This window comes from Paracoccus sp. (in: a-proteobacteria) (genome assembly GCF_046289755.1).
Lineage (GTDB): Bacteria > Pseudomonadota > Alphaproteobacteria > Rhodobacterales > Rhodobacteraceae > Paracoccus.
This window is the reverse complement of record NZ_JBKBVD010000007.1, coordinates 1-19,502: the sequence shown is the minus strand read 5'-3', so window position 1 is coordinate 19,502 and position 19,502 is coordinate 1. Positions and strand designations below refer to the sequence as shown.

Genomic DNA, 19,502 nt, shown 5'->3' with positions numbered 1-19,502 from the left:
CCCAACGACGCACAGGAGAATGACATGGCTGATTTGCTGAACAAGCGTGACTTCTACATCGACGGCGCCTGGGTGGCCCCTGCCGCCGCCCGCGATCTTGAGGTCATCGACCCCTCGACCGAAGAGGCCGTGGCGGTGATCTCGATCGGCGATCAGGCCGATACCGATGCCGCCGTCGCCGCCGCCAAACGGGCCTTTCCGGCCTGGGCCGCGACGCCGCCCGCCGCGCGTCTGGCGCTGGTCGAGAAGATCCTTGAGATCTACGAGCGCCGCGCCGAGGATATGGCCTGGGCGATCAGCCACGAGATGGGCGCGCCGCAGGATATGTCGCTGAGCGATCAGGTCGCGGCCGGGTCCTCGCATACCCGCAATTTCATCACCGCGTTCAAGGAGTTTCAGTTCGTCCGCCCGCTTGGCGCCCACGCGCCGACGACGATGATCGCATGGGAGCCGGTGGGCGTGGTCGGCCTGATCACGCCGTGGAACTGGCCGATGAATCAGGTGACGCTCAAGGTGATCCCGGCGCTGCTGGCGGGCGATACCTGCGTGCTGAAACCCTCGGAAATCGCGCCGCTGTCGTCGATGCTGTTTGCCGAGATCGTTCACGAGGCGGGCGTGCCTGCGGGCGTCTTCAATCTGGTCAATGGCGACGGGGCCGGGGTCGGCACGCAGCTGTCAGTGCATGCGGATGTGGCGATGATCAGCTTTACCGGCTCGACCCGCGCGGGCATCGCGATCAGCAAGGCGGCGGCCGACAGCCTGAAAAAGGTGGTGCTGGAGCTGGGCGGCAAGGGTGCCAATCTGGTCTTTGCCGATGCCGACGACAAGGCGGTGATCCGGGGCGCGCGGCATTGCTTCAACAACAGCGGCCAGTCCTGCAACGCGCCGACCCGGATGCTGGTCGAGCGGTCGGTCTATGACCGCGCGGTCGAGGTGGCGGCACAGGTGGCCTCTGAGACGGCGGTGGCCAGTGCGCATCAGCCGGGGCGCCATATCGGGCCGGTGGTCAGCAAGGATCAGTGGCAGAAGATTCAGGACATGATCCAGACCGGCATCGACGAGGGCGCGCGGCTGGTCGCGGGCGGCACCGGCCTGCCCGAGGGCGTGAACCGGGGCTATTTCGTGCGGCCCACCGTGTTTGCGGATGTGACCAACGACATGGCCATCGCGCAGCAGGAGATCTTTGGCCCGGTCCTGTCGATCATCCCCTTTGACAGCGAGGACGAGGCCGTGCGCATCGCCAATGACACGCCTTATGGTCTGACGAACTATGTCCAGTCGCAGGACGGCGCCCGCCGGAACCGTCTGGCGCGGCAGCTGCAGGCCGGGATGGTCGAGATGAACGGCGAGGCACGCGGCGCCGGGGCGCCTTTTGGCGGCGTGAAGATGTCGGGCCGTGCGCGCGAAGGTGGCGTGATGGGGCTGGAAGAGTTCATGGACAGCAAGGCCATCAGCGGCTGGGACGTGGATGCCTGATCCGGGCCTGCCCTTTGGGGCAGGCGGAAGCCGGGGGGCTTTGCGCCCCCCGGACCCCCCGCAGGATATTTGCTGACCAAAGCAGGCAGGGGCCGGTCAGCCGGTTTCTGCCAGGAAGATATAGCCCGCGCCGTAGATCGTCTTGATCAGGCGCGGGTTTTTCGGGTCTTCGCCCAGTTTCGTGCGCAGGCGCGAGATGCGGACATCCATGGCGCGGTCGAAGCTGTCGCCTGCCGCCCCGCCCAGGGTTTCCAGCATCCGGGCGCGGGTGATCAGGCGGCGGGGGTTGTCGGTGAACATGCGCAGCACCTCGGCCTCGGCATGGCTGAGGGGGGTGTCATCGCCCTCGGGGGAGGTCAGCAGGTAGCGGTCGAAATCGGCGGTCCAGCCGGCGAAGCGCACGGTCCGGGCGCGGTTGGCGGGGCCCGCGGACGGGCGGCGCAGGCGGGCGCGGATGCGGGCCACGACCTCGGCCGGCTCGAAGGGTTTGATGATGTAGTCATCGGCGCCCAGTTCCAGCCCCGTCACCCGGTCCTGCACCTGCGCGCGGCCCGAGATGATGATGATCGCCGCCCCCGATTGCGAGGCCAGCCGGTGGACCAGCGCCAGCCCGTCGCGGTCGGGCAGGCCCAGATCAATGAGGCAGGCATCCGGCGTGATGCGGCGCAGGGCGGCCTCGAATTCTGTGGCGCGGGCGAAGGAGCGGGTGCGGAAGCCTGCCTCTTCCAGCGCCGCTGACAGCAGGCGGCGGATTTCGGGTTCGTCGTCGAGGATGGCGATCAGGGGCGCGTCGGTCATGGCATGTCCTTTGTGGCTTGTGCCAGGGCTGCGGCAAGGCGCGCGGCGGGAAACGGTTTGGTCAGGACCGGGCCGCGGGCGGCCTCGCGCAGCGGGTTGCCCGGCGGCAGCGAGGTCATCAGCACCATCGGCAATGTGCCCGCCAGATCAAGGCCCAGCCCGTCGCCCAGCTGGATGTCGGACAGGATCAGCGTCAGTCCGGGCAGGTCGGTCATGGCGCGCGCCTCGGCCAGTGAGGCGGCCTCGATCACGGCATGGCCCAGCCCGGTCAGTTGCGCGCGGACCTGCGTGCGGATGGCGTCGTCATCTTCGGCCAGCAGCACCATTTGCGGCGCCACCGGGCGCCAGGGCAGGCGCAGCGTGACCCGCGCGCCGCCGCCCGGTTGGTTTTCCAGCCGCAGCGTGCCGCCCGCCAGCTTGGTCTGGTCATAGACCATCGACAGGCCCAGACCCGAGCCCTGACCCTTTTTGGTGGTAAAGAACGGCTCGGTCGCGCGCCTGAGCGCCTCGGGCGAGAAGCCGGGGCCGGTATCGGTGACGCTGAGGTCAAGCCAGTCGCCGCTGCGCTGCGCGGACAGCGTGATCCGGCCCGGTCCGGCGATCGCCGCATTGGCGTTCAGGATCAGGTTCAGCAGCGAATCCTGCAGGGCGCCGGGGTCCAGCAGGGTCTGGCCCGCAGGCAGGTCGAGATGCAGGTGCAGGTCCGTCCCCTCGGTCAGGCTGGGGCGCGCCAGCGTGGCCAGATCGGCCAGAAGCTGCGGCAGCAGCGCCGGTTCGGGGGCCAGCTCGCGGGTGCCGCTGATGCGGGCCAGCCGGTCCAGCAGCGACGCGCCGCGGCGGGCGGCGGCCAGCGTGGCCTGAATGTCCTCGGCGGCATCAGGGGGCAGATCGCGCCCGGCCAGCCGCGATTGCAGGCCCAGGATGATGGTCAGCAGATTGCCGAAATCATGCGCCATGCCCGAGGTCAGCTGCGCCGCCAGGCTGCGGCGGCTGGCATGGGCCAGCGCCTCGCGGGCCTGCACCTCGGCGGAGACATCGGTCGACAGGATATAGGCGCCGCGCCCCTCGTGATCGGGCGTCAGCGCGATGCGGATGCGCCGCCCCGAGATGGGGTGCGTGATCTCGAACACCTGCGGCTCGCCTGCCAGCGCGCGCAGCATGTGCGGCTCCAGCGTGGCGAAGGTGGCGGCGCCAAGCGCCTCTTCGACCGTCATCCCCACGATGTCGCCCGCAGCGCCCGGAAAGACCGAGGGCAGGCGGCGGTTGGAAAACGTATAGCGGAACCGCGCGTTCATATGGGCGATATGGGCGGGGACCATCTCGGTCACCTGCCTTGTGCGGGCCTCGGTGCGGGTCAGGACGCGCTGCGCCTCGGACAGGGCGGCGTTGGTGGCGGCCAGCTTGCGGTTGGTGGCGGCCAGCCGTTCGGCATGGTGCAGCACCTGTTCGGACAGTTCCTCGGACCGGGCGCGCAGCAGGGTTTCCTGCCGCTTGATGTCGGTGATGTCGGTATAGACGGTGACCCAGCCGCCCTGGGACAGGGGCGCGCCCTCGACCGCGACCCAGCGCCCGTCGGCGCGTTCGCGTTCAAAGTAATGGGGCCGGAAGGTGCGGGCCTGTTCGGCGCGGAAGGCCACCGCCGCGTCGGGATCGGTCTGCGGGCCGTATTCGCCGCGCAGGACCAGAAAGCGGATCGTGTCCTCGAACCGGGTGCCGGGCAGGGTCAGCGCATCGGGCAGATCGAACATCGCCTGATATTGCCGGTTGGCGACCCGCAGGCGCAGGTCGGCGTCAAAGATCGACAGCGCCTGCCCGATCAGGTTCAGCCCCGAGCGGATCAGCTCGGCCTCGATCTCCACCGGCGTCAGGGCCGTGTCAAACACCGGCTGCTGCATCGCGTCCCCCCTTATCCCCTGTTCTGGCCTAGCACTGCGCGGGCTGCGGGAAAAGCGCCGTAACATTTCGTTGGACTCCGGCAAAACTGCGGCAAAGATTGCGGCCAACACTGCGGCATGCCGAAGGGGCGGGGAGGCCCCGGCGGCGCGCGCCACGCGCATGAGGGAGGAGACATGACGGATCCGCAGACGCCGCCGGAGACGCCACCGGAGACGCCTCTGGGCGCATTGTATTCTGTGCCCGCATTGCTGGCGCGGAATGTGGTCCGTTTCGGCAACCGGCCCGCCTATCGCGAAAAGGAATTCGGCATCTGGCAAAGCTGGACCTGGGGCCAGGCCGCCGATGAGATCCGCGCCATGGCGCTGGGGCTGCTGGCGCTTGGCCTGAAACCGGGCGAGCATGTGGCGATCATCGGGCGCAACCGTCCGGCGCATTACTGGGGCATGGTCGCGGTGCAGATGTGCGGCGCGGTGCCGGTGCCGCTGTATCAGGACGCGGTGGCCGAAGAGATGGCCTATGTGCTGGGCCATTGCGGCGCGCGCTTTGTGCTGTGCGGCGATCAGGAGCAGGTCGACAAGGTGCTGGAGGTCGGCCAGACGGTCGAGGGTATCGAGCAGATCGTCTATACCGACAAGCGCGGCATGCGGAAATACGACCACACCCGCATGAACGCGCTGGCCGATGTGCAGGCCGAGGGGCGGGCGGCGGCGCAGCGTCTGGGGCCGGTTCTGGACGCGCTGATCGCGGGGCTGGATTACAACAGCACCTGCGTCATGCTGTATACCAGCGGCACGACCGGCAAGCCCAAGGGCGTGGTCCTGTCCAACCGCAATATCATCGAAACCGCGAAGAACAGCGCCGAGTTCGACCATCTGGATCAGCACGAGGAAATCGTGGCCTATCTGCCGATGGCATGGGTCGGCGATTTCATCTTTTCGATGGGGCAGGCGATGTGGACCGGCTTTACCGTCAACTGCCCCGAAAGCGCGCAGACGATGATGACCGATCTGCGCGAGATCGGCCCCAGCTATTTCTTCGCCCCGCCGCGCGTGTTCGAGGGGCAACTGACCTCGGTGATGATCCGGATGGAGGATGCGGGGCGCGTCAAGCGCTGGATGTTCAACCGCTTCATGGGCGTGGCCCGCCGCGTGGGACCGGCGCTGCTGGATGGCAAGCCGGTCGGCGCCGTGGACCGGCTGGCCTATGGCCTTGGCAATCTGCTGGTCTATGGCCCGCTGAAAAACGCGCTCGGCTATAGCCGCATCCGCGTGGGCTATACGGCGGGCGAGGCGATCGGCCCCGAGATCTTTGATTTCTACCGCAGTCTGGGCATCAACCTCAAACAGCTCTATGGCCAGACCGAGGCATCGGTGTTCATCACCCAGCAGCCCGATGGTCAGGTGCGCTCGGATACGGTGGGCGTGCCCTCGCCGGGCGTCGAGGTGAAGATCGCCGAGAATGGCGAGGTCTTCTATCGCAGCCCCGGCACCTTCATGTCCTATTTCAAGAACGCCGAAAGCACCGCATCCACCAAGGATGCCGAGGGCTGGGTGGCCACGGGCGATGCCGGGTTCTTCGAGGAAGGGACCGGCCATCTGCGCATCATCGACCGCGCCAAGGATGTCGGCAAAATGGCCGATGGCCGGATGTTCGCGCCCAAATATGTCGAGAACAAGCTGAAATTCTATCCCAACATTCTGGAAGCCGTGGTGCTGGGCAATGGCCGCGATTTCTGCACCGCGATGATCAATATCGACCTGACCGCCGTGGGCAACTGGGCCGAGCGCAACAACATCGCCTATGGCAGCTATCAGGAACTGGCCGCCCACCCGCAGGTTTATGCGACCCTCCGCGAGCATGTCGAGGCGGTCAACCGCTCGGTCGCGTCGGATGCGATGCTGTCGGGCTGCCAGATCCAGCGCTTTCTGGTGCTGCACAAGGAACTGGACCCCGACGATGGTGAGATGACCCGCACCCGCAAGGTCCGCCGCGCCGTCATCAGCGACAAGTTCTCGGACCTTGTGGACGCGCTCTATGACGGCTCGTCCAGCATCTACACCGAAACCGAGGTCACCTACGAGGATGGCCGCAAGGGCAGCATCAAGGCGACCTTGCGGATCGAGGACGTGCCGGTCTTTGGCGATACGGCCCAGCAGAAGGTGGCGGCAGAATGAGTGGTTTTGCCTCAGGCGCCAGAGGCGCGCCAGATATCCATGCGCAAGTCGTTACTGTCGACTTCGGAGTTAACAATGCAACGCCGAGCGAGCAGAAACACGGTGTTCGCATCGTCGCCTTCGCGAAGACATTGGGTAATCAATTGGTGACGGAAAAGGTCAAGTTGCACAGGCATGATGGGGCTCCATTTAGGAGCCTGCATGCACGTCCTATGCTAACAGGCGGTTTAGGGGACAACAGCAGCATGAATCCGGGGCGGGCGCAATGAAACAGATGGCAAGCGACGGCTATGTCACCCCCGATGGCCGCCAGATCGGCGGCACGCTGATGGAGCTGAATAACATCACCCTGCGCTTTGGCGGCGTGGTGGCGATCAAGGATATCAGCTTTGACATCCGGCAGGGCGAGATCCGGGCGATCATCGGGCCGAACGGGGCGGGCAAATCCTCGATGCTGAACGTGATCTCGGGGTTTTATCACCCGCAGGATGGCGAGGTCTGGTTCAAGGGCGAACGCCGCCCCGCGATGAAGCCTTTTCAGGTGGCGCGCCTCGGGATTGCCCGCACCTTCCAGAACATCGCCCTGTTCGACGGCATGTCGGTGCTGGACAACATCATGACCGGGCGCCTGAACAAGATGAAGGCGGGGTTTGTCAGTCAGGCCCTCTGGTGGGGAAAGGCCGAGCGCGAGGAAAACCTCAACCGCGAGGCGGTCGAGAAGATTATCGACTTTCTGGAAATCCAGAACATCCGCAAGACGCCGGTGGGCCGTCTGCCCTACGGGCTGAAAAAGCGCGTCGAGCTGGCCCGCGCGCTGGCCGCCGAGCCTCAGTTGCTGCTGCTGGACGAGCCGATGGCCGGCATGAACGTCGAGGAGAAAGAGGACATGTCCCGCTTCATCCTCGATGTGAACGACGAATTCGGCACCACGATCTGCCTGATCGAACATGACATGGGCGTGGTCATGGACCTCAGCGACCGGGTCGTCGTGATGGATTACGGCAAGAAGATCGGCGACGGCACGCCCGCCGAGGTGCGCAGCAATCAGGCGGTGATCGACGCCTATCTGGGGGTGGCCCATGACTGACCGTGACCCGAGAGGAACCCTGTGATGGACCAGTTTATCTTTGGCGCCGAGGTGATGCTGAACGGGCTGATGACCGGCGTGATGTATGCGCTGGTGGCGCTTGGCTTCGTGCTGATCTTCAAGGCCTCGGGCGTGTTCAACTTTGCCCAGGGGGTGATGGCCCTCTTCGCGGCCCTGACGCTGGTCGGCATCCAGAGCGGCCAGATCCCCTTTGCGCATCTGATCAACGCGACCTTCGGCACCTCGCTGCACCATTTCGGCTGGACCGTGCCCGCCATCCTCGCGATCGTGCTGACCGGTGTGGTGATGATCGGACTGGCCTTTCTGGTCGAACGGCTGGTGCTGAAACATCTGGTCGGACAGGCGCCGATCATCCTGTTCATGGCAACCATCGGTCTGGCCTATTTCCTCGAAGGTCTGGGCGACGTCATGTGGGGCGCTGACATCAAGACGCTGGATGTGGGCCTGCCCCAGGGCATCTCGGACATGGTCGAGGGCGCGACGGCCGACTGGTTCGGATACGGCTTCTTCATCGACCGGCTGGACATCTGGGCCAGCGTGATCGCGGCGATGCTGGTCGCCTCGCTGGTGATGTTCGCGCAATACACCAAACAGGGCCGCGCCATGCGCGCGGTGGCCGATGACCCGCAGGCCGCCATGTCGGTGGGCATCTCGCTGCGCTTCATCTGGGTGATGGTCTGGTCCATCGCGGGCTTCGTGGCGCTGGTCGCGGGGATCATGTGGGGCACGAAATCGGGGGTCCAGTTCAGCCTGTCGCTGATCGCGCTCAAGGCGTTGCCGGTGCTGATGCTGGGCGGCTTTACCTCGATCCCCGGTGCCATCGTGGGCGGGCTGATCATCGGCGTGGGCGAGAAACTCTTTGAATTCTCGATCGGCCCGATGATCGGCGGCGCGACCGAGAACTGGTTTGCCTATGTTCTGGCGCTTCTCTTCCTCGTCTTCCGACCGCAGGGCCTGTTCGGCGAACGCATCATCGAGAGGGTCTGAGAGATGGACAGAAAGAATGCCTCCGGCGGGGATATTTTGACCAAGGCAAAACCTGATGCCCTTCTTCTTCATGCAAATATCCCGGGGGTGCGGGGGCTGGCCCCCGCTGCGACAGCCCGGGCAGGAGGTGGCCGATGATCTATCGTGAGGCAGGCGATTTCAAGACCAGCTACCGAGACGACAGCCAGACCTTTCCGATCCGGCTGGACCGCTGGGGCTATTACGCGGCACTGGCGGTGGCCTTCGGGGTCGTGCCTTTCGTCATCAACGATTACTGGGCCAATGCGGTTCTGGTGCCGTTCCTGATCTATGCCATCGCAGCCCTCGGGCTGAACATCCTGACCGGCTATGCGGGGCAGGTCAGTCTGGGGACCGGGGGGTTCATGGCGGTGGGGGCCTATGCGGTCTACAAGCTGATGACCAGCTTCCCCGACGTCAATATCGTCATCCACATCCTGCTGGCGGGGGGCATCACCGCCATGGTGGGGGTCATGTTCGGCCTGCCCAGTCTGCGCATCAAGGGGTTTTACCTCGCTGTCGCCACGCTGGCCGCGCAGTTCTTTCTTGTCTGGCTGTTCAACAAGGTGCCGTGGTTTTACAACTATTCCGCCTCGGGGCAGATCAATGCGCCGACGCGCACGGTGATCGACATCGCCGTGACCGGCCCCACCGCCAGCGCGCCCGCGAAATATCTGATCTGCCTTTGCTTTGCCTTTGCGCTGGCATGGCTGGCGCGGAACCTGACGCGCGGCACGCTGGGGCGCAAATGGATGGCGATCCGCGACATGGATATCGCAGCCGAGATCATCGGCGTGGACCCGCTGCGCGCGAAACTGTCGGCCTTTGCCGTCAGCAGCTTTTTCATCGGCATCGCCGGTGCGCTGCTGTTCGCGGTCTATCTGGGCGCGGCCGAGGTGGGCGAGGCGTTCGGCATCAACAAGAGCTTCCTTGTCCTGTTCATGGTCATCATCGGCGGTCTGGGCAGCATCTTTGGCAGCTTTGCCGGTGCGGCGTTCCTTGTCCTGCTGCCGGTGCTGCTGAAGAACCTGCTGGTCGGCAGCCTCGGCTGGCCCACCGATCTGGCCGCCCATGTCGAGCTGATGATCGTCGGTCTGCTGATCATCATCTTCCTGATCGTCGAGCCGCACGGGCTGGCCCGGCTGTGGACACTGGCCAAGGAAAAGCTGCGGCTCTGGCCGTTTCCGCACTGATTTCACTGCAAGAACCGGGCAACCGGCGCAATTTCGTCTTTGGGAGGAGACCCCGCAATGAAACTGACTTTCCCCGCCCCCATCCTCGCAGCCACTGCCGCCGCGATGATGGCCGCCGCCCCGGCCATGGCCGATCTGGTGGTGCCGAACATGTCCTATCGGACCGGCCCCTATGCCGCCAACGGCATTCCCTATGCCGACGGGTTCAACGACTATTTCACCCTGCTGAACGAACGTGACGGCGGCATCGGCGGCGAACTGGTCCGCGTCCCGGAATGCGAGACTGCCTATAACACCGAAAAGGGCGTCGAGTGCTATGAGGCGCTGCGCCCCGACAATCCGCTGGTGCTGAACCCGCTGTCGACCGGCATCACCTATCAGCTGATCCCGCGCGTGGGCGTGGACGGGATCCCGCTGTATACGCCGGGCTATGGGCGCACCTCGGCCAAGAACGGCTCGGTCTTTGAATGGGTCTTCAACGCGCCCGCGAACTATTGGGACGGGGCCTCGGTCGCGGTCAAGCATATCCTCGATCAGGAGGGGGGCGATCTGTCGGGCAAGAAGATCGCGCTGGTCTATCACAACTCGGCCTATGGCAAGGAGCCGATCCGCACCTTGCAGGAGCTGGGCGAAAAGCACGGTTTTCAACTGATCGAACTGCCCGTGGACGCGCCCGGTCAGGAACAGAAATCGCAATGGCTGCAGATCCGCCGCGAACAGCCCGATTACGTCATCATGTATGCCTGGGGCGTGATGAATCAGGTCGCCATTCAGGAGGCCGTCAACATCCGCTTTCCGATGGACAAGTTCATCGGCATCTGGTGGTCCGGCTCGGAAAACGATGTGCGCGCGGCAGGGGCCGGGGCGGATGGCTACAAGGCGCTGACCTTCCACGGGGTGGGGCGCGACTATCCGCTCTATGACGACATGCAGCAATATGTGTTTGACGCGGGCAAGGCGTCGGGCGCGGGTGACCAGCTGGGCAGCGTGATCTATTCGCGCGGCGTCTATGCGGCAGTGGTCATCGCCGAGGCGATCCGCACCGCGCAGGAACTGGCGGGCACCGCTGACGTGACCGCCGCGCAGGTCCGCGACGGGTTTGAGGCGCTGGAGATCACCGCCGAGCGGATGGCCGAGCTGGGCCTGCCCGATTTCGGCCAGCCGATCAGCCTGTCCTGCGAGAACCATGGCGGCGACGGTCTGGCACGGCTGCAGCAATGGAGCGCGGGTGACGGGCAGTGGAGCCTGATCACCGATTTCATCGAGCCGGATGCCGAAATCCTCGATGCGCTGATCGAGTCCGACAGCGCCGCATTCGCGCAGGAATCGGGCATCACGCCGCGCTGCGACTGACCCACCCGACCGGCGGCGGGCAGGCTGCCGCCGGTCCCTGACCTTCACGGGGGATGCCCATGTTCGATGCGGAACACCAAGAGACGCTGCTGGATGTGAACAACATCGAGGTGATCTATAACCATGTGATCCTCGTGCTGAAGGGGGTCAGCCTGTCCGTGCCCAAAGGCGGGATCACCGCGCTGCTGGGCGGCAATGGTGCGGGCAAGACCACCACGCTCAAGGCGATTTCGAACCTGCTGGCCTCGGAACGGGGCGAAGTGACGAAGGGCGCCATCACCTATGAGGGCCAGAGCATCACCGCGCTGGACCCGGCGGCGCTGGTGCGGCGCGGTGTCATTCAGGTGATGGAGGGGCGGCATTGTTTCGAGCATCTGACCGTCGAGGAAAACCTGCTGACCGGCGCCTATACCCGCCGCGACGGCACGGCGGCGATCAAGCGCGATCTTGAGATGGTCTATGAGTATTTCCCCCGCCTGCGTGAACGCCGCAAAAGTCAGGCGGGCTATACCTCGGGCGGCGAACAGCAGATGACCGCGATGGGCCGCGCGCTGATGAGCCGACCCCAGATGATCCTGCTGGACGAGCCGTCCATGGGTCTGGCGCCGCAGCTGGTCGAGCAGATCTTTCAGATCGTCAAGGCCGTGAACGAGGGCGAGGGGGTGACCTTTCTGCTGGCCGAGCAGAACACCAATGTCGCGCTGCGCTATGCCCATTACGGCTATATCCTTGAAAACGGTCGGGTTGTGATGGACGGCCCCGCCGCACAGCTGCGCGAGAATCCCGACGTCAAGGAATTCTATCTGGGCATGTCGGATGCGGGGCGCAAATCCTTCCGCGAGGTGCGCAGCTATCGCCGCCGCAAACGCTGGCTGGCCTGAGGAACGACAGATGGCATATTACGATGACCTCGAAACCCGGGACCCCGAGGCGCGCGAGGCGGCCCTTGCGACGGTCCTGCCTGCTGCGATCGCGCGGGCCATGGCGGCCCCCGCGCAGGCGGCGGCGCTGGCCGGGACCGACCCTGCGGGCGTGACCGGGCGCGCGGCGCTGGCCCGGTTGCCGGTGATCCGCAAGGCCGACCTGTCCGAGGCGCAGAAGGCCCGCCCTCCGTTCGGCGGCTATGCGGCCCGTGCGGTGCAGGATTTCCACCACATTTTCCAAAGCCCCGGCCCGATCTACGAGCCGGGCATGCGCGGCGGCGACTGGTGGCGGCTGGGGCGGTTCCTGCATGCGTCGGGCGTGGGTCGCGGCGACATCGTGCAGAACTGCTTTGGCTATCACCTGACGCCCGCCGGGATGATGTTCGAATCCGGTGCGCGGGCGGTGGCGGCCACGGTTCTGCCCGCAGGCACCGGCCAGACCGATCTTCAGGTCCGCGCTGCGGTCGATATTGGCACGACCTGCTATGCGGGGACGCCCGATTTCCTCAAGGTGATCCTGGACCGCGCCGACGAGATGGGCGAGCATCTGGCGATCTCGCGGGCTGTGGTGGGCGGGGGCGCGCTGTTTCCCTCGCTGCGTCAGCTCTATGCCGACCGTGGGATCGTGACGCGGCAATGCTATGCCACCGCCGATCTGGGCAATATCGCCTACGAATCCGACGCGCTGGACGGCATGATCGTCGATGAGGGCGTGATCGTGGAAATCGTGCGCCCCGGCACCGGCGATCCGGTCCCTGACGGTGAGGTGGGCGAGGTTCTGGTGACGACGCTGAACCCCGACTATCCGCTGATCCGGTTTGCCACCGGCGATCTGTCGGCGGTGCTTCCGGGCACCAGTACTTGTGGTCGCACGAACATGCGCATCAAGGGGTGGATGGGCCGGGCCGATCAGACCACCAAGATCAAGGGCATGTTCGTGCGCCCCGAACAGGTCGCGGCGCTGGTCGCCCGCCATCCCGAAATCGCCCGCGCCCGCGTCATTGCGGATCGCGATGGCGAGATGGATGTGATGACGGTGCAGGTCGAGGCGGCCTTGGATTGTGCCGACCGGATCAGCCTGTCGGTGGTGGAGATGCTGAAGATGAAAGGCCGGGTGCAGGTGGTGCCGCCGGGCAGCCTGCCCAACGACGGCAAGGTCATCGAGGACCGGCGCAGCTATGACTGAGGATCGCTGAATAGACCGCATTTGATCCGTTAACTTGTTTGCAACCAAGACTGCTGTGACATTGCCCTCGACAAGTGGAACGGGTGGCGATCATGGCGGCGGGTAACGGCTCCAACGGGGCAAGGATCATTATCAAGCGGGTCGTCAGCAATGGCGATGGCGGCCATCACGGCGGCGCGTGGAAGGTGGCCTATGCGGACTTTGTGACCGCAATGATGGCGTTTTTTCTGCTGATGTGGCTGCTGAACGCGACCACGGAATCGCAGCGTGCGGGGCTGGCGGATTACTTCTCGCCGTCGGTTCTCAAGACGCCCGGTTCGTCGGGCGACGGCACCGACGAGGGGGTGCGCCTGGCCATCGAACAGGACCTGCCCGACACGGAATCTGCGGCTCAGTTCGATCAGGTGGCACAGCAGGTGCAGGATGCGCTGACCGGAACAGGCGCTGAGTCGATGCAGATGACGAACCTGCTCAAGCATGTCGTCACCCGCATGACCGATGAGGGGCTGGTGATCGAACTGTCGGACCTGACCGACGCGCCGCTGTTTGTCGAGGACAGCGCGGCCGCGCAGCCGGGTCTGACCGAACTGGTTCCGGTGATCGCGCGCGCGCTTGGCCATACCCGCAACCGGCTGGCAGTGTCCGGACATGTCCGCGCCTATCCGGAAATGCTTTTGAACTCTCCGGTCTGGGAGCTGTCCGAGGGGCGCGCCCATACCGTACGCCTGCTGCTGGAGGGGGCGGGTCTTGAGGCGCGCCGGTTGCAGCGGGTGTCGGGCTATGCCGACCGCAAGAACCGCAGCGCCAATCCGATGGACCCCCGGAACAACCGGATTGAAGTGATTTTACTGAGATAGCCCGAGGGGCGGGCGGGAATTATCCGAATCTTAAGCTCTGTCGGGCAGGCTCTGAAAAAGCTGAATTGAAAGGATACGTCCATGTCCATGTCCTCTGCCATGAATGCCGGTGTCGCCGGGCTTTCCGCGAACTCGTCCCGTCTCGGCACGATCTCGGACAATATCGCGAACTCGTCCACCTTTGGTTACAAGCGGATGGAGGCAGAGTTCACCTCGATCGTGCTGAACCAGCACCGCACGGCCGGGCTGTATTCCGCCGGGGGTGTCCGCATCGCGACATCGCGCGAGATTGACAGTGACGGGCCGACGGTCACCACGACCAACCCGCTTGATCTGGCAATCGGCGGGCGGGGGTTTCTGCCGGTGACCACGGCTGTCGATCTGAACAACAACTTCAGCGACACACCTTTTCTGATGACGCGAACCGGGGCGTTCCGGACCGATTCCGACGGAATTCTCAAGACCAGCAACGGGTTGGTTCTGCTGGGCTGGCCGGTCGATCAGAACGGCAACGTGCCCTTGGCATCGCGTGATACGATGGGCGCGCTGGAGCCTGTGAAGATCCAGTCCAACCAGGCCTCGGGCGATCCGACCACGCGCATTTCGCTGGGGGTCAACCTGCCCGCAGCCGACACGCTGGCAACCGCCTCGGGGGCGCCTTTGCCGCTCAAGGTCGAGTATTACGGCAATATCGGCACGAATGAGGCGCTGACCTTCCGCTTTACACCGCAAACGACGGCCGCGGTCGGCACAACGAATATCTGGACGATGGAAATCAGCGATTCGGCAACCGCCCCGGCGCTGAACCCGGTCGCCAGCTACCAGATCACCTTTGACGCGACGCAGGCGCATGGCGGCAGTATCGCCTCGGTGACGACACTGACCGGCCTTCCCTATGATCCGGCCACCGGCAATATCCGGCTGCAACTTGGCGGTGGTGAGGTCGACCTGTTCGTCGGTGTGCCACAGGGCGGCACCGGGCTGCGGCAACTCGACGCCAGCTTTGCACCCACAAATATCATCAAGAACGGCTCGGCGGTCGGCAATCTGGTGACGGTCGAGATCGACAAGAACGGCTTTATCCGCGCCAGCTATGATACCGGCTTCACGCGCCGCCTCTATCAGATCCCTCTGGTCGACGTTCCCAATCCCAATGGTCTGGTGACGTCTGATGGCCAGTCCTACAAGATTTCGCCTGACTCGGGCAGCTTCTTTCTGTGGGATGCGGGTGACGGGCCGACCGGGTCGGTTCTGGGCTATGCCCGGGAATCCTCCACCACCGACATCGCGCAGGAGCTGACCAATCTGATCAACACACAGCGCGCCTATTCATCGAACGCCAAGATCATCCAGACGGTGGACGAGATGCTTCAGGAAACCACCAACATCAAGCGCTGATGTCCGGGTTGACCGGTTGACCACAGGAGGTCGCAGATGAGCATTGCCAGAGCCCTTTCCAACGCCATGACAGGACTTGGCGCTACCGCGCGAGGCACCGAACTGGTGTCCGCCAATCTCGCGAACGCCATGACACCCGGCTACGCCCGCCGTGAGCTTGCCATCAGTTCCCAGGGCATGGCCGGCAATATGGGAGGCGTGCGCATCGACGGGGTGGTCCGCGCCGTAAATGCCGGGCTGGTGTCGGAATCGCGGCTGGCGAATTCGCAGCAAAGCGAATCTGCAACCAAGGCCGCCTTCCTGTCGCGAATGGAGGGAGTGATCGGCCTGCCGGCCGAGGGGCATGCGCTGACGACCGCCTTGTCCAATTTTCAGGTCGCGCTCAGCTCTGCGTCAGCCAGACCCGAGGATGACCTGCGTCTGGCGAAGGTTCTGGATACGGCAACAACCTTGACCGGTCGATTGAGCACCGCGAGCAAGGCGGTTCAGGATGCACGAACCGAAGCCGAACGCGCGATCGCGACCGATATCGGCGTGCTGAACAACTCTCTTGAGCGTGTCGCCTATCTGAACCGGCGCATCGCGGCAATTTCAGCGGAAGGCCACGACGCGTCGTCGCTGCACGACGAGCGGCAGCAGGTGATCAACAGGATATCGGCAATCGTCCCGATTCAGGAGGTGTCACGGGAAGCTGGCAAGGTAGCACTTTTCACCCGATCGGGTGCCGTGCTTCTGGACGGGGTGACGCCGACCCGCTTCGGCTTTCAGCCAATTGGGCAGGTGCAGTCCGGGCATGTTCCAGGCGCTCCGCTCAACTATATCGTCTATGACGATGACGAACTATCCAGCGGGCAGATGCGTCTTCTTTCGGGCGGCTCGCTTGCCGGGCATTTCGCGATCCGCGACGAACTGGCGCCGAGGCTTCAGCAGGATCTGGACGTTCTGGCTTTCGAACTTCAAGCGCGGCTCGGGTCGCCACAAGTGGACGGCACCCTGAATGCGGGTGACGCAGGGTTGTTCACTGACGCGGGACAGGCCGCCGATCCGGCACAGCTTGCCGGTCTGGCAGGGCGTATCAGCGTCAACCCACTCGCGGACCCGGATCGTGGCGGGCAGCTTTGGAGACTTCGTTCCGGTTTGAACGCCGTTGACGGAAACCCGGTGTCGGATCCGACCGTGCTGAATGCGGCGGTGCGCGCGCTCGAAGCCGCGCTGCCCGTCGCAGCGCCCGTCGCACCGAACGGAAATGCGTCGCTGAGCATCCGGTTCGGTCATTTTGCGGGCGCTGTTTCATCCGACAGGGTGGGCGCAGAAGCCGATCTGGCAATGCGGAGCGCGCGCCTCTCGACCATTTCATCACGTATCATGTCCGACGGCGTCGACAGCGATGCCGAGATGCAAAAGCTGTTGCAGTACGAACAGGCCTATGCCGCAAACGCCCGCATCATCAAGGCAATCGACGAAATGATTAACCAGCTGCTGAGGATCTGATCATGGCCATCCAAAGTGTCGGCGATCAAGCGCGCGCATTCGCGCTTCAGATTGCCTCCCGTCGGCTAAAGCTGTCTCTTGCAACCCTCACAAAGGAAATGGCCACTGGTGAGAGCGCCGATATCGCTTCGCGTTTGCAGGGCAATACGCGTGTATTGTCCGGGATTGAAATGCGGATCGCGGCGATCGGTCAGTTCAAACGCAACGCGGCTGATGCAAGCATTTTGTCCAAGGGAGTTCAGGACCTGCTTGAGGGTATCCGAAATGATACCAAAAGCTTAGGAACCGACCTGATTTCAGATCCATTTCTGATGGAGAATATGGAAGTCGGGACACGCGCCACACAGATTCGCAACGCGTTTGAATCTGTGATCGCGCGGCTGAATGGCGCTGTTGCAGGACGTTTCATGATGGGGGGGCTTGCCACTGACGTGCCTCCTGTCGCGGCGGCTTCGGAAATTCTCGACCGGCTTTCTGCGGCGACGTCTGGATTGTCCACGGCAGCTGACGTGGCCCAAGTTGTTTCGGATTGGTTCGATGCGCCTCCCGGCTCTGGTGGCTATCTTGACCAGGCATATTTTGGAACTCTTGGCTCCCCACAGAGAATTCAAATCGGGGAGGAGACGACGATCGCGCTATCGACATCTGCAGCCTCACCCGAAATTCGGGAGGTCCTAAAGGGGCTGGCTATGGCCGCGCTCTTGGACCGTGGTGTCCTTTCGACTGACGTGAATCAGGGTGCAACACTTTTGCGGGCGTCAGGGCAGACAATCTCTGAAGCAGATCGCGGACTGATCGGAGAAGTGGGCAGGGTGGGCTTGACTCAACAGTTCACTGATCAGGCAAGCCGAAGCAACGATGCCGCACTTTCGGTGCTCTCGCTGACAAGAAATGAGATGCGTTCAGTCGATCCGTTCGAGACGACCGCCGCATTGACCGAGGTTGAGAGCCAACTCGAAGCACTTTATGCGGTAACTGCGCGCCTGTCAAAACTCAAACTGGTGGAATTTCTTCGGTGATGCGTTTCCTGACAGCAATATTGCTGATGTTTTTTGGTGCTTCCACTCTTTTAGCGGCCCCAGTGCGTATAAAAGATCTTGCTGACTTCGATGGGGTGCGCGGCAATGATCTGGTTGGCTACGGTCTCGTGGTTGGCTTGGACGGAACCGGAGACGGTTTCCGAAACGCTCCATTTACCGAAGAGATGCTTGCTAGCCTTTTAGAGCGGTTGGGCGTAAACGTGACTGATGAGGCTCTGAGATCCAAGAACGTTGCAGCCGTGATCGTCACGAGCACGCTTCCGCCTTTCGCGCGGTCTGGAAGCCGGGTCGACGTAAATGTATCGGCTATCGGCGACGCTCAGAGCCTTTTGGGAGGCACCCTTGTGATGACACCACTCAAAGCAGCCGATGGGAATATCTACGCTGTCGCGCAGGGCTCAATAATTGCGGGGGGGGTGTCAGTTGCTGGCAATGCCGCCCGAGTTGTGGATGGCGTACCGACGACAGGAAAAATCCCAGTCGGCGCGCGAATCGAGCGCGAAGTGGAGTTCGACTTTTCTGGAATCGATAACATTCGCATCGCACTGCGCAACGCAGACTTTACGACTGCAACAAGAGTTGAAGATGCAATCAATCGGGATTTCGACCGTACGCTGGCGGTTACTTTAGATAGCGGTACGATCCTTGTTGATTTTCGAGGACTGGGAAATGTTAATCCCGCCCGAGTGGTCGGAAGAATAGAGAACCTTCTCATCGAGCCTGAGGATCGGGCTAAGGTCGTAATCGACCACAAATCCGGAACGATCGTGGTTGGCGAGCGAGTGCGCATTTCACGCGTTGCCGTCTCTCAGGGGAACCTGACAATGCGCGTCAGTGAAGCACCTGTTGTGTCACAGCCAAATCCGTTTGCGCCAGGAGAAACCGTCACAGTGCCTCGTACAGCGGTTGATTTGCGTGAGGAGGCCGGGACAGGTTTTGTAGAGGTTGTTGGCGATACCAATCTCAGCGACTTAGTGGATGGCTTAAATGCTCTAGGCGTGCGGCCCAGAGACATGATCGATATATTGAAGTCGATCCACTCTGCCGGAGCGTTACATGCCGATCTGATTGTTGAATGATTTTTACTGGTGTTTGATCCCACGGTTTGATAGTGACCTGCCACGGGATTTTTCCTCCATCTGTGATTAGAGTCCGGCCCATGGAGAGGCCGGACGATGAAGAAGGCACGACGGACGGAAGAGCAGATAATTGGTATCCCGCAGGAGCATGAGGCAGGCGCGAAGTGCGCTGACCTGTGCCGCAAGCACAGGATGTCTGAGGGCACGTGTCTCAGCGTGGAAGGCGAAGTATTCTGGGATGACGGTGTCCGAGGCCAAGCGGCTGAAGGCACTGGAAGACGAGAGCGCCAAGCTGAAGAAGCTGCTCGCCGAGCAGATGCTCGACATGGCGGCGATGAAGGAACTGAGCTGCCGCCGGTTTCGTGGACAGCGGGTTCAGCTAGCATAGCGCGGGTCTCGAACTTCATGGGGCTGAGATAGCCCAGTTTCGAATGCCGTCTACGCGGGTTGTAGAAGCGCTCGATGTAGTCGAACACGTCGGCGCGCGCTTCGTCGCGGGTGCAGTAGATCTTGCGGTTGGTTCGC

General features: G+C 63.5%; 15 protein-coding genes and 2 pseudogenes. 14 read left to right on the top strand and 3 right to left on the bottom strand.

Features of this window, described 5'->3' with window-relative positions; genetic code table 11:
- Positions 1-33 precede the first annotated feature (33 nt).
- Positions 34-1,476 carry an aldehyde dehydrogenase family protein gene (locus ACK41U_RS03965; RefSeq protein WP_409676552.1) on the top strand — a complete coding sequence of 481 codons (1,443 nt, stop codon included), beginning with the start codon at positions 34-36 and terminating at the stop codon, positions 1,474-1,476.
- A gap of 96 nt (positions 1,477-1,572) precedes the next feature.
- Here the strand turns inward: ACK41U_RS03965 and ACK41U_RS03960 are convergent, their stop codons facing one another.
- Together ACK41U_RS03960 and ACK41U_RS03955 are read right to left on the bottom strand one after the other, a co-directional pair.
- Positions 1,573-2,274, bottom strand: a complete 702-nt coding sequence (locus ACK41U_RS03960) for a response regulator transcription factor (protein WP_409676274.1) — start codon at positions 2,272-2,274, stop codon at positions 1,573-1,575.
- On the bottom strand, positions 2,271-4,169 hold the full coding sequence (locus ACK41U_RS03955; protein WP_409676271.1) for a PAS-domain containing protein: 1,899 nt from the start codon (positions 4,167-4,169) through the stop codon (positions 2,271-2,273). The genes ACK41U_RS03960 and ACK41U_RS03955 overlap by 4 nt, the downstream gene beginning before the upstream one ends.
- A gap of 174 nt (positions 4,170-4,343) precedes the next feature.
- On the opposite strand from ACK41U_RS03955, the gene ACK41U_RS03950 reads away from it, so the two are divergent.
- The 13 genes and pseudogenes from ACK41U_RS03950 to ACK41U_RS03890 form a co-directional block, all read left to right on the top strand.
- Positions 4,344-6,344, top strand: a complete 2,001-nt coding sequence (locus ACK41U_RS03950) for an AMP-binding protein (RefSeq protein WP_409676268.1) — start codon at positions 4,344-4,346, stop codon at positions 6,342-6,344.
- A gap of 265 nt (positions 6,345-6,609) precedes the next feature.
- Positions 6,610-7,431 (top strand): ABC transporter ATP-binding protein, encoded by an 822-nt coding sequence (locus ACK41U_RS03945; RefSeq protein ID WP_409676265.1) that lies wholly within the window; start codon positions 6,610-6,612, stop codon positions 7,429-7,431.
- Between the two features lie 24 nt (positions 7,432-7,455).
- Positions 7,456-8,439: a branched-chain amino acid ABC transporter permease gene (locus ACK41U_RS03940; RefSeq protein ID WP_409676262.1), complete on the top strand. Its 984-nt coding sequence runs from the start codon at positions 7,456-7,458 to the stop codon at positions 8,437-8,439.
- Between the two features lie 134 nt (positions 8,440-8,573).
- A complete protein-coding gene (locus ACK41U_RS03935) occupies positions 8,574-9,650 on the top strand; it encodes a branched-chain amino acid ABC transporter permease (RefSeq protein WP_409676259.1) in 1,077 nt (358 codons plus the stop codon).
- 57 nt (positions 9,651-9,707) lie between these two features.
- Positions 9,708-11,003, top strand: coding sequence for an ABC transporter substrate-binding protein (locus tag ACK41U_RS03930; protein WP_409676256.1), 1,296 nt, complete (start codon positions 9,708-9,710; stop codon positions 11,001-11,003).
- Between the two features lie 59 nt (positions 11,004-11,062).
- On the top strand, positions 11,063-11,884 hold the full coding sequence (locus tag ACK41U_RS03925) for an ABC transporter ATP-binding protein (RefSeq protein ID WP_409676253.1): 822 nt from the start codon (positions 11,063-11,065) through the stop codon (positions 11,882-11,884).
- Between the two features lie 10 nt (positions 11,885-11,894).
- Positions 11,895-13,112, top strand: a complete 1,218-nt coding sequence (locus ACK41U_RS03920; RefSeq protein ID WP_409676250.1) for a phenylacetate--CoA ligase family protein — start codon at positions 11,895-11,897, stop codon at positions 13,110-13,112.
- Between the two features lie 92 nt (positions 13,113-13,204).
- Entirely contained in the window at positions 13,205-13,969 is a 765-nt protein-coding gene (locus tag ACK41U_RS03915) for a flagellar motor protein MotB (RefSeq protein ID WP_409676247.1), read from the top strand.
- 81 nt (positions 13,970-14,050) lie between these two features.
- A complete protein-coding gene (locus ACK41U_RS03910; RefSeq protein WP_409676244.1) occupies positions 14,051-15,367 on the top strand; it encodes a flagellar hook protein FlgE in 1,317 nt (438 codons plus the stop codon).
- Between the two features lie 36 nt (positions 15,368-15,403).
- Positions 15,404-16,858 (top strand): flagellar hook-associated protein FlgK, encoded by a 1,455-nt coding sequence (flgK, locus tag ACK41U_RS03905; protein ID WP_409676241.1) that lies wholly within the window; start codon positions 15,404-15,406, stop codon positions 16,856-16,858.
- Between the two features lie 2 nt (positions 16,859-16,860).
- Positions 16,861-17,877 (top strand): hypothetical protein, encoded by a 1,017-nt coding sequence (locus ACK41U_RS03900; RefSeq protein WP_409676238.1) that lies wholly within the window; start codon positions 16,861-16,863, stop codon positions 17,875-17,877.
- Positions 17,877-18,977, top strand: coding sequence for a flagellar basal body P-ring protein FlgI (locus tag ACK41U_RS03895; protein WP_409676235.1), 1,101 nt, complete (start codon positions 17,877-17,879; stop codon positions 18,975-18,977). The genes ACK41U_RS03900 and ACK41U_RS03895 overlap by 1 nt, the downstream gene beginning before the upstream one ends.
- A 96-nt stretch (positions 18,978-19,073) precedes the next feature.
- A pseudogene (locus ACK41U_RS03890) lies at positions 19,074-19,344 on the top strand (transposase); the annotation flags it as partial.
- 10 nt (positions 19,345-19,354) lie between these two features.
- On the opposite strand, the pseudogene ACK41U_RS03885 reads toward ACK41U_RS03890, so the two are convergent.
- Positions 19,355-19,502: pseudogene (locus ACK41U_RS03885) on the bottom strand (IS3 family transposase); the annotation flags it as partial.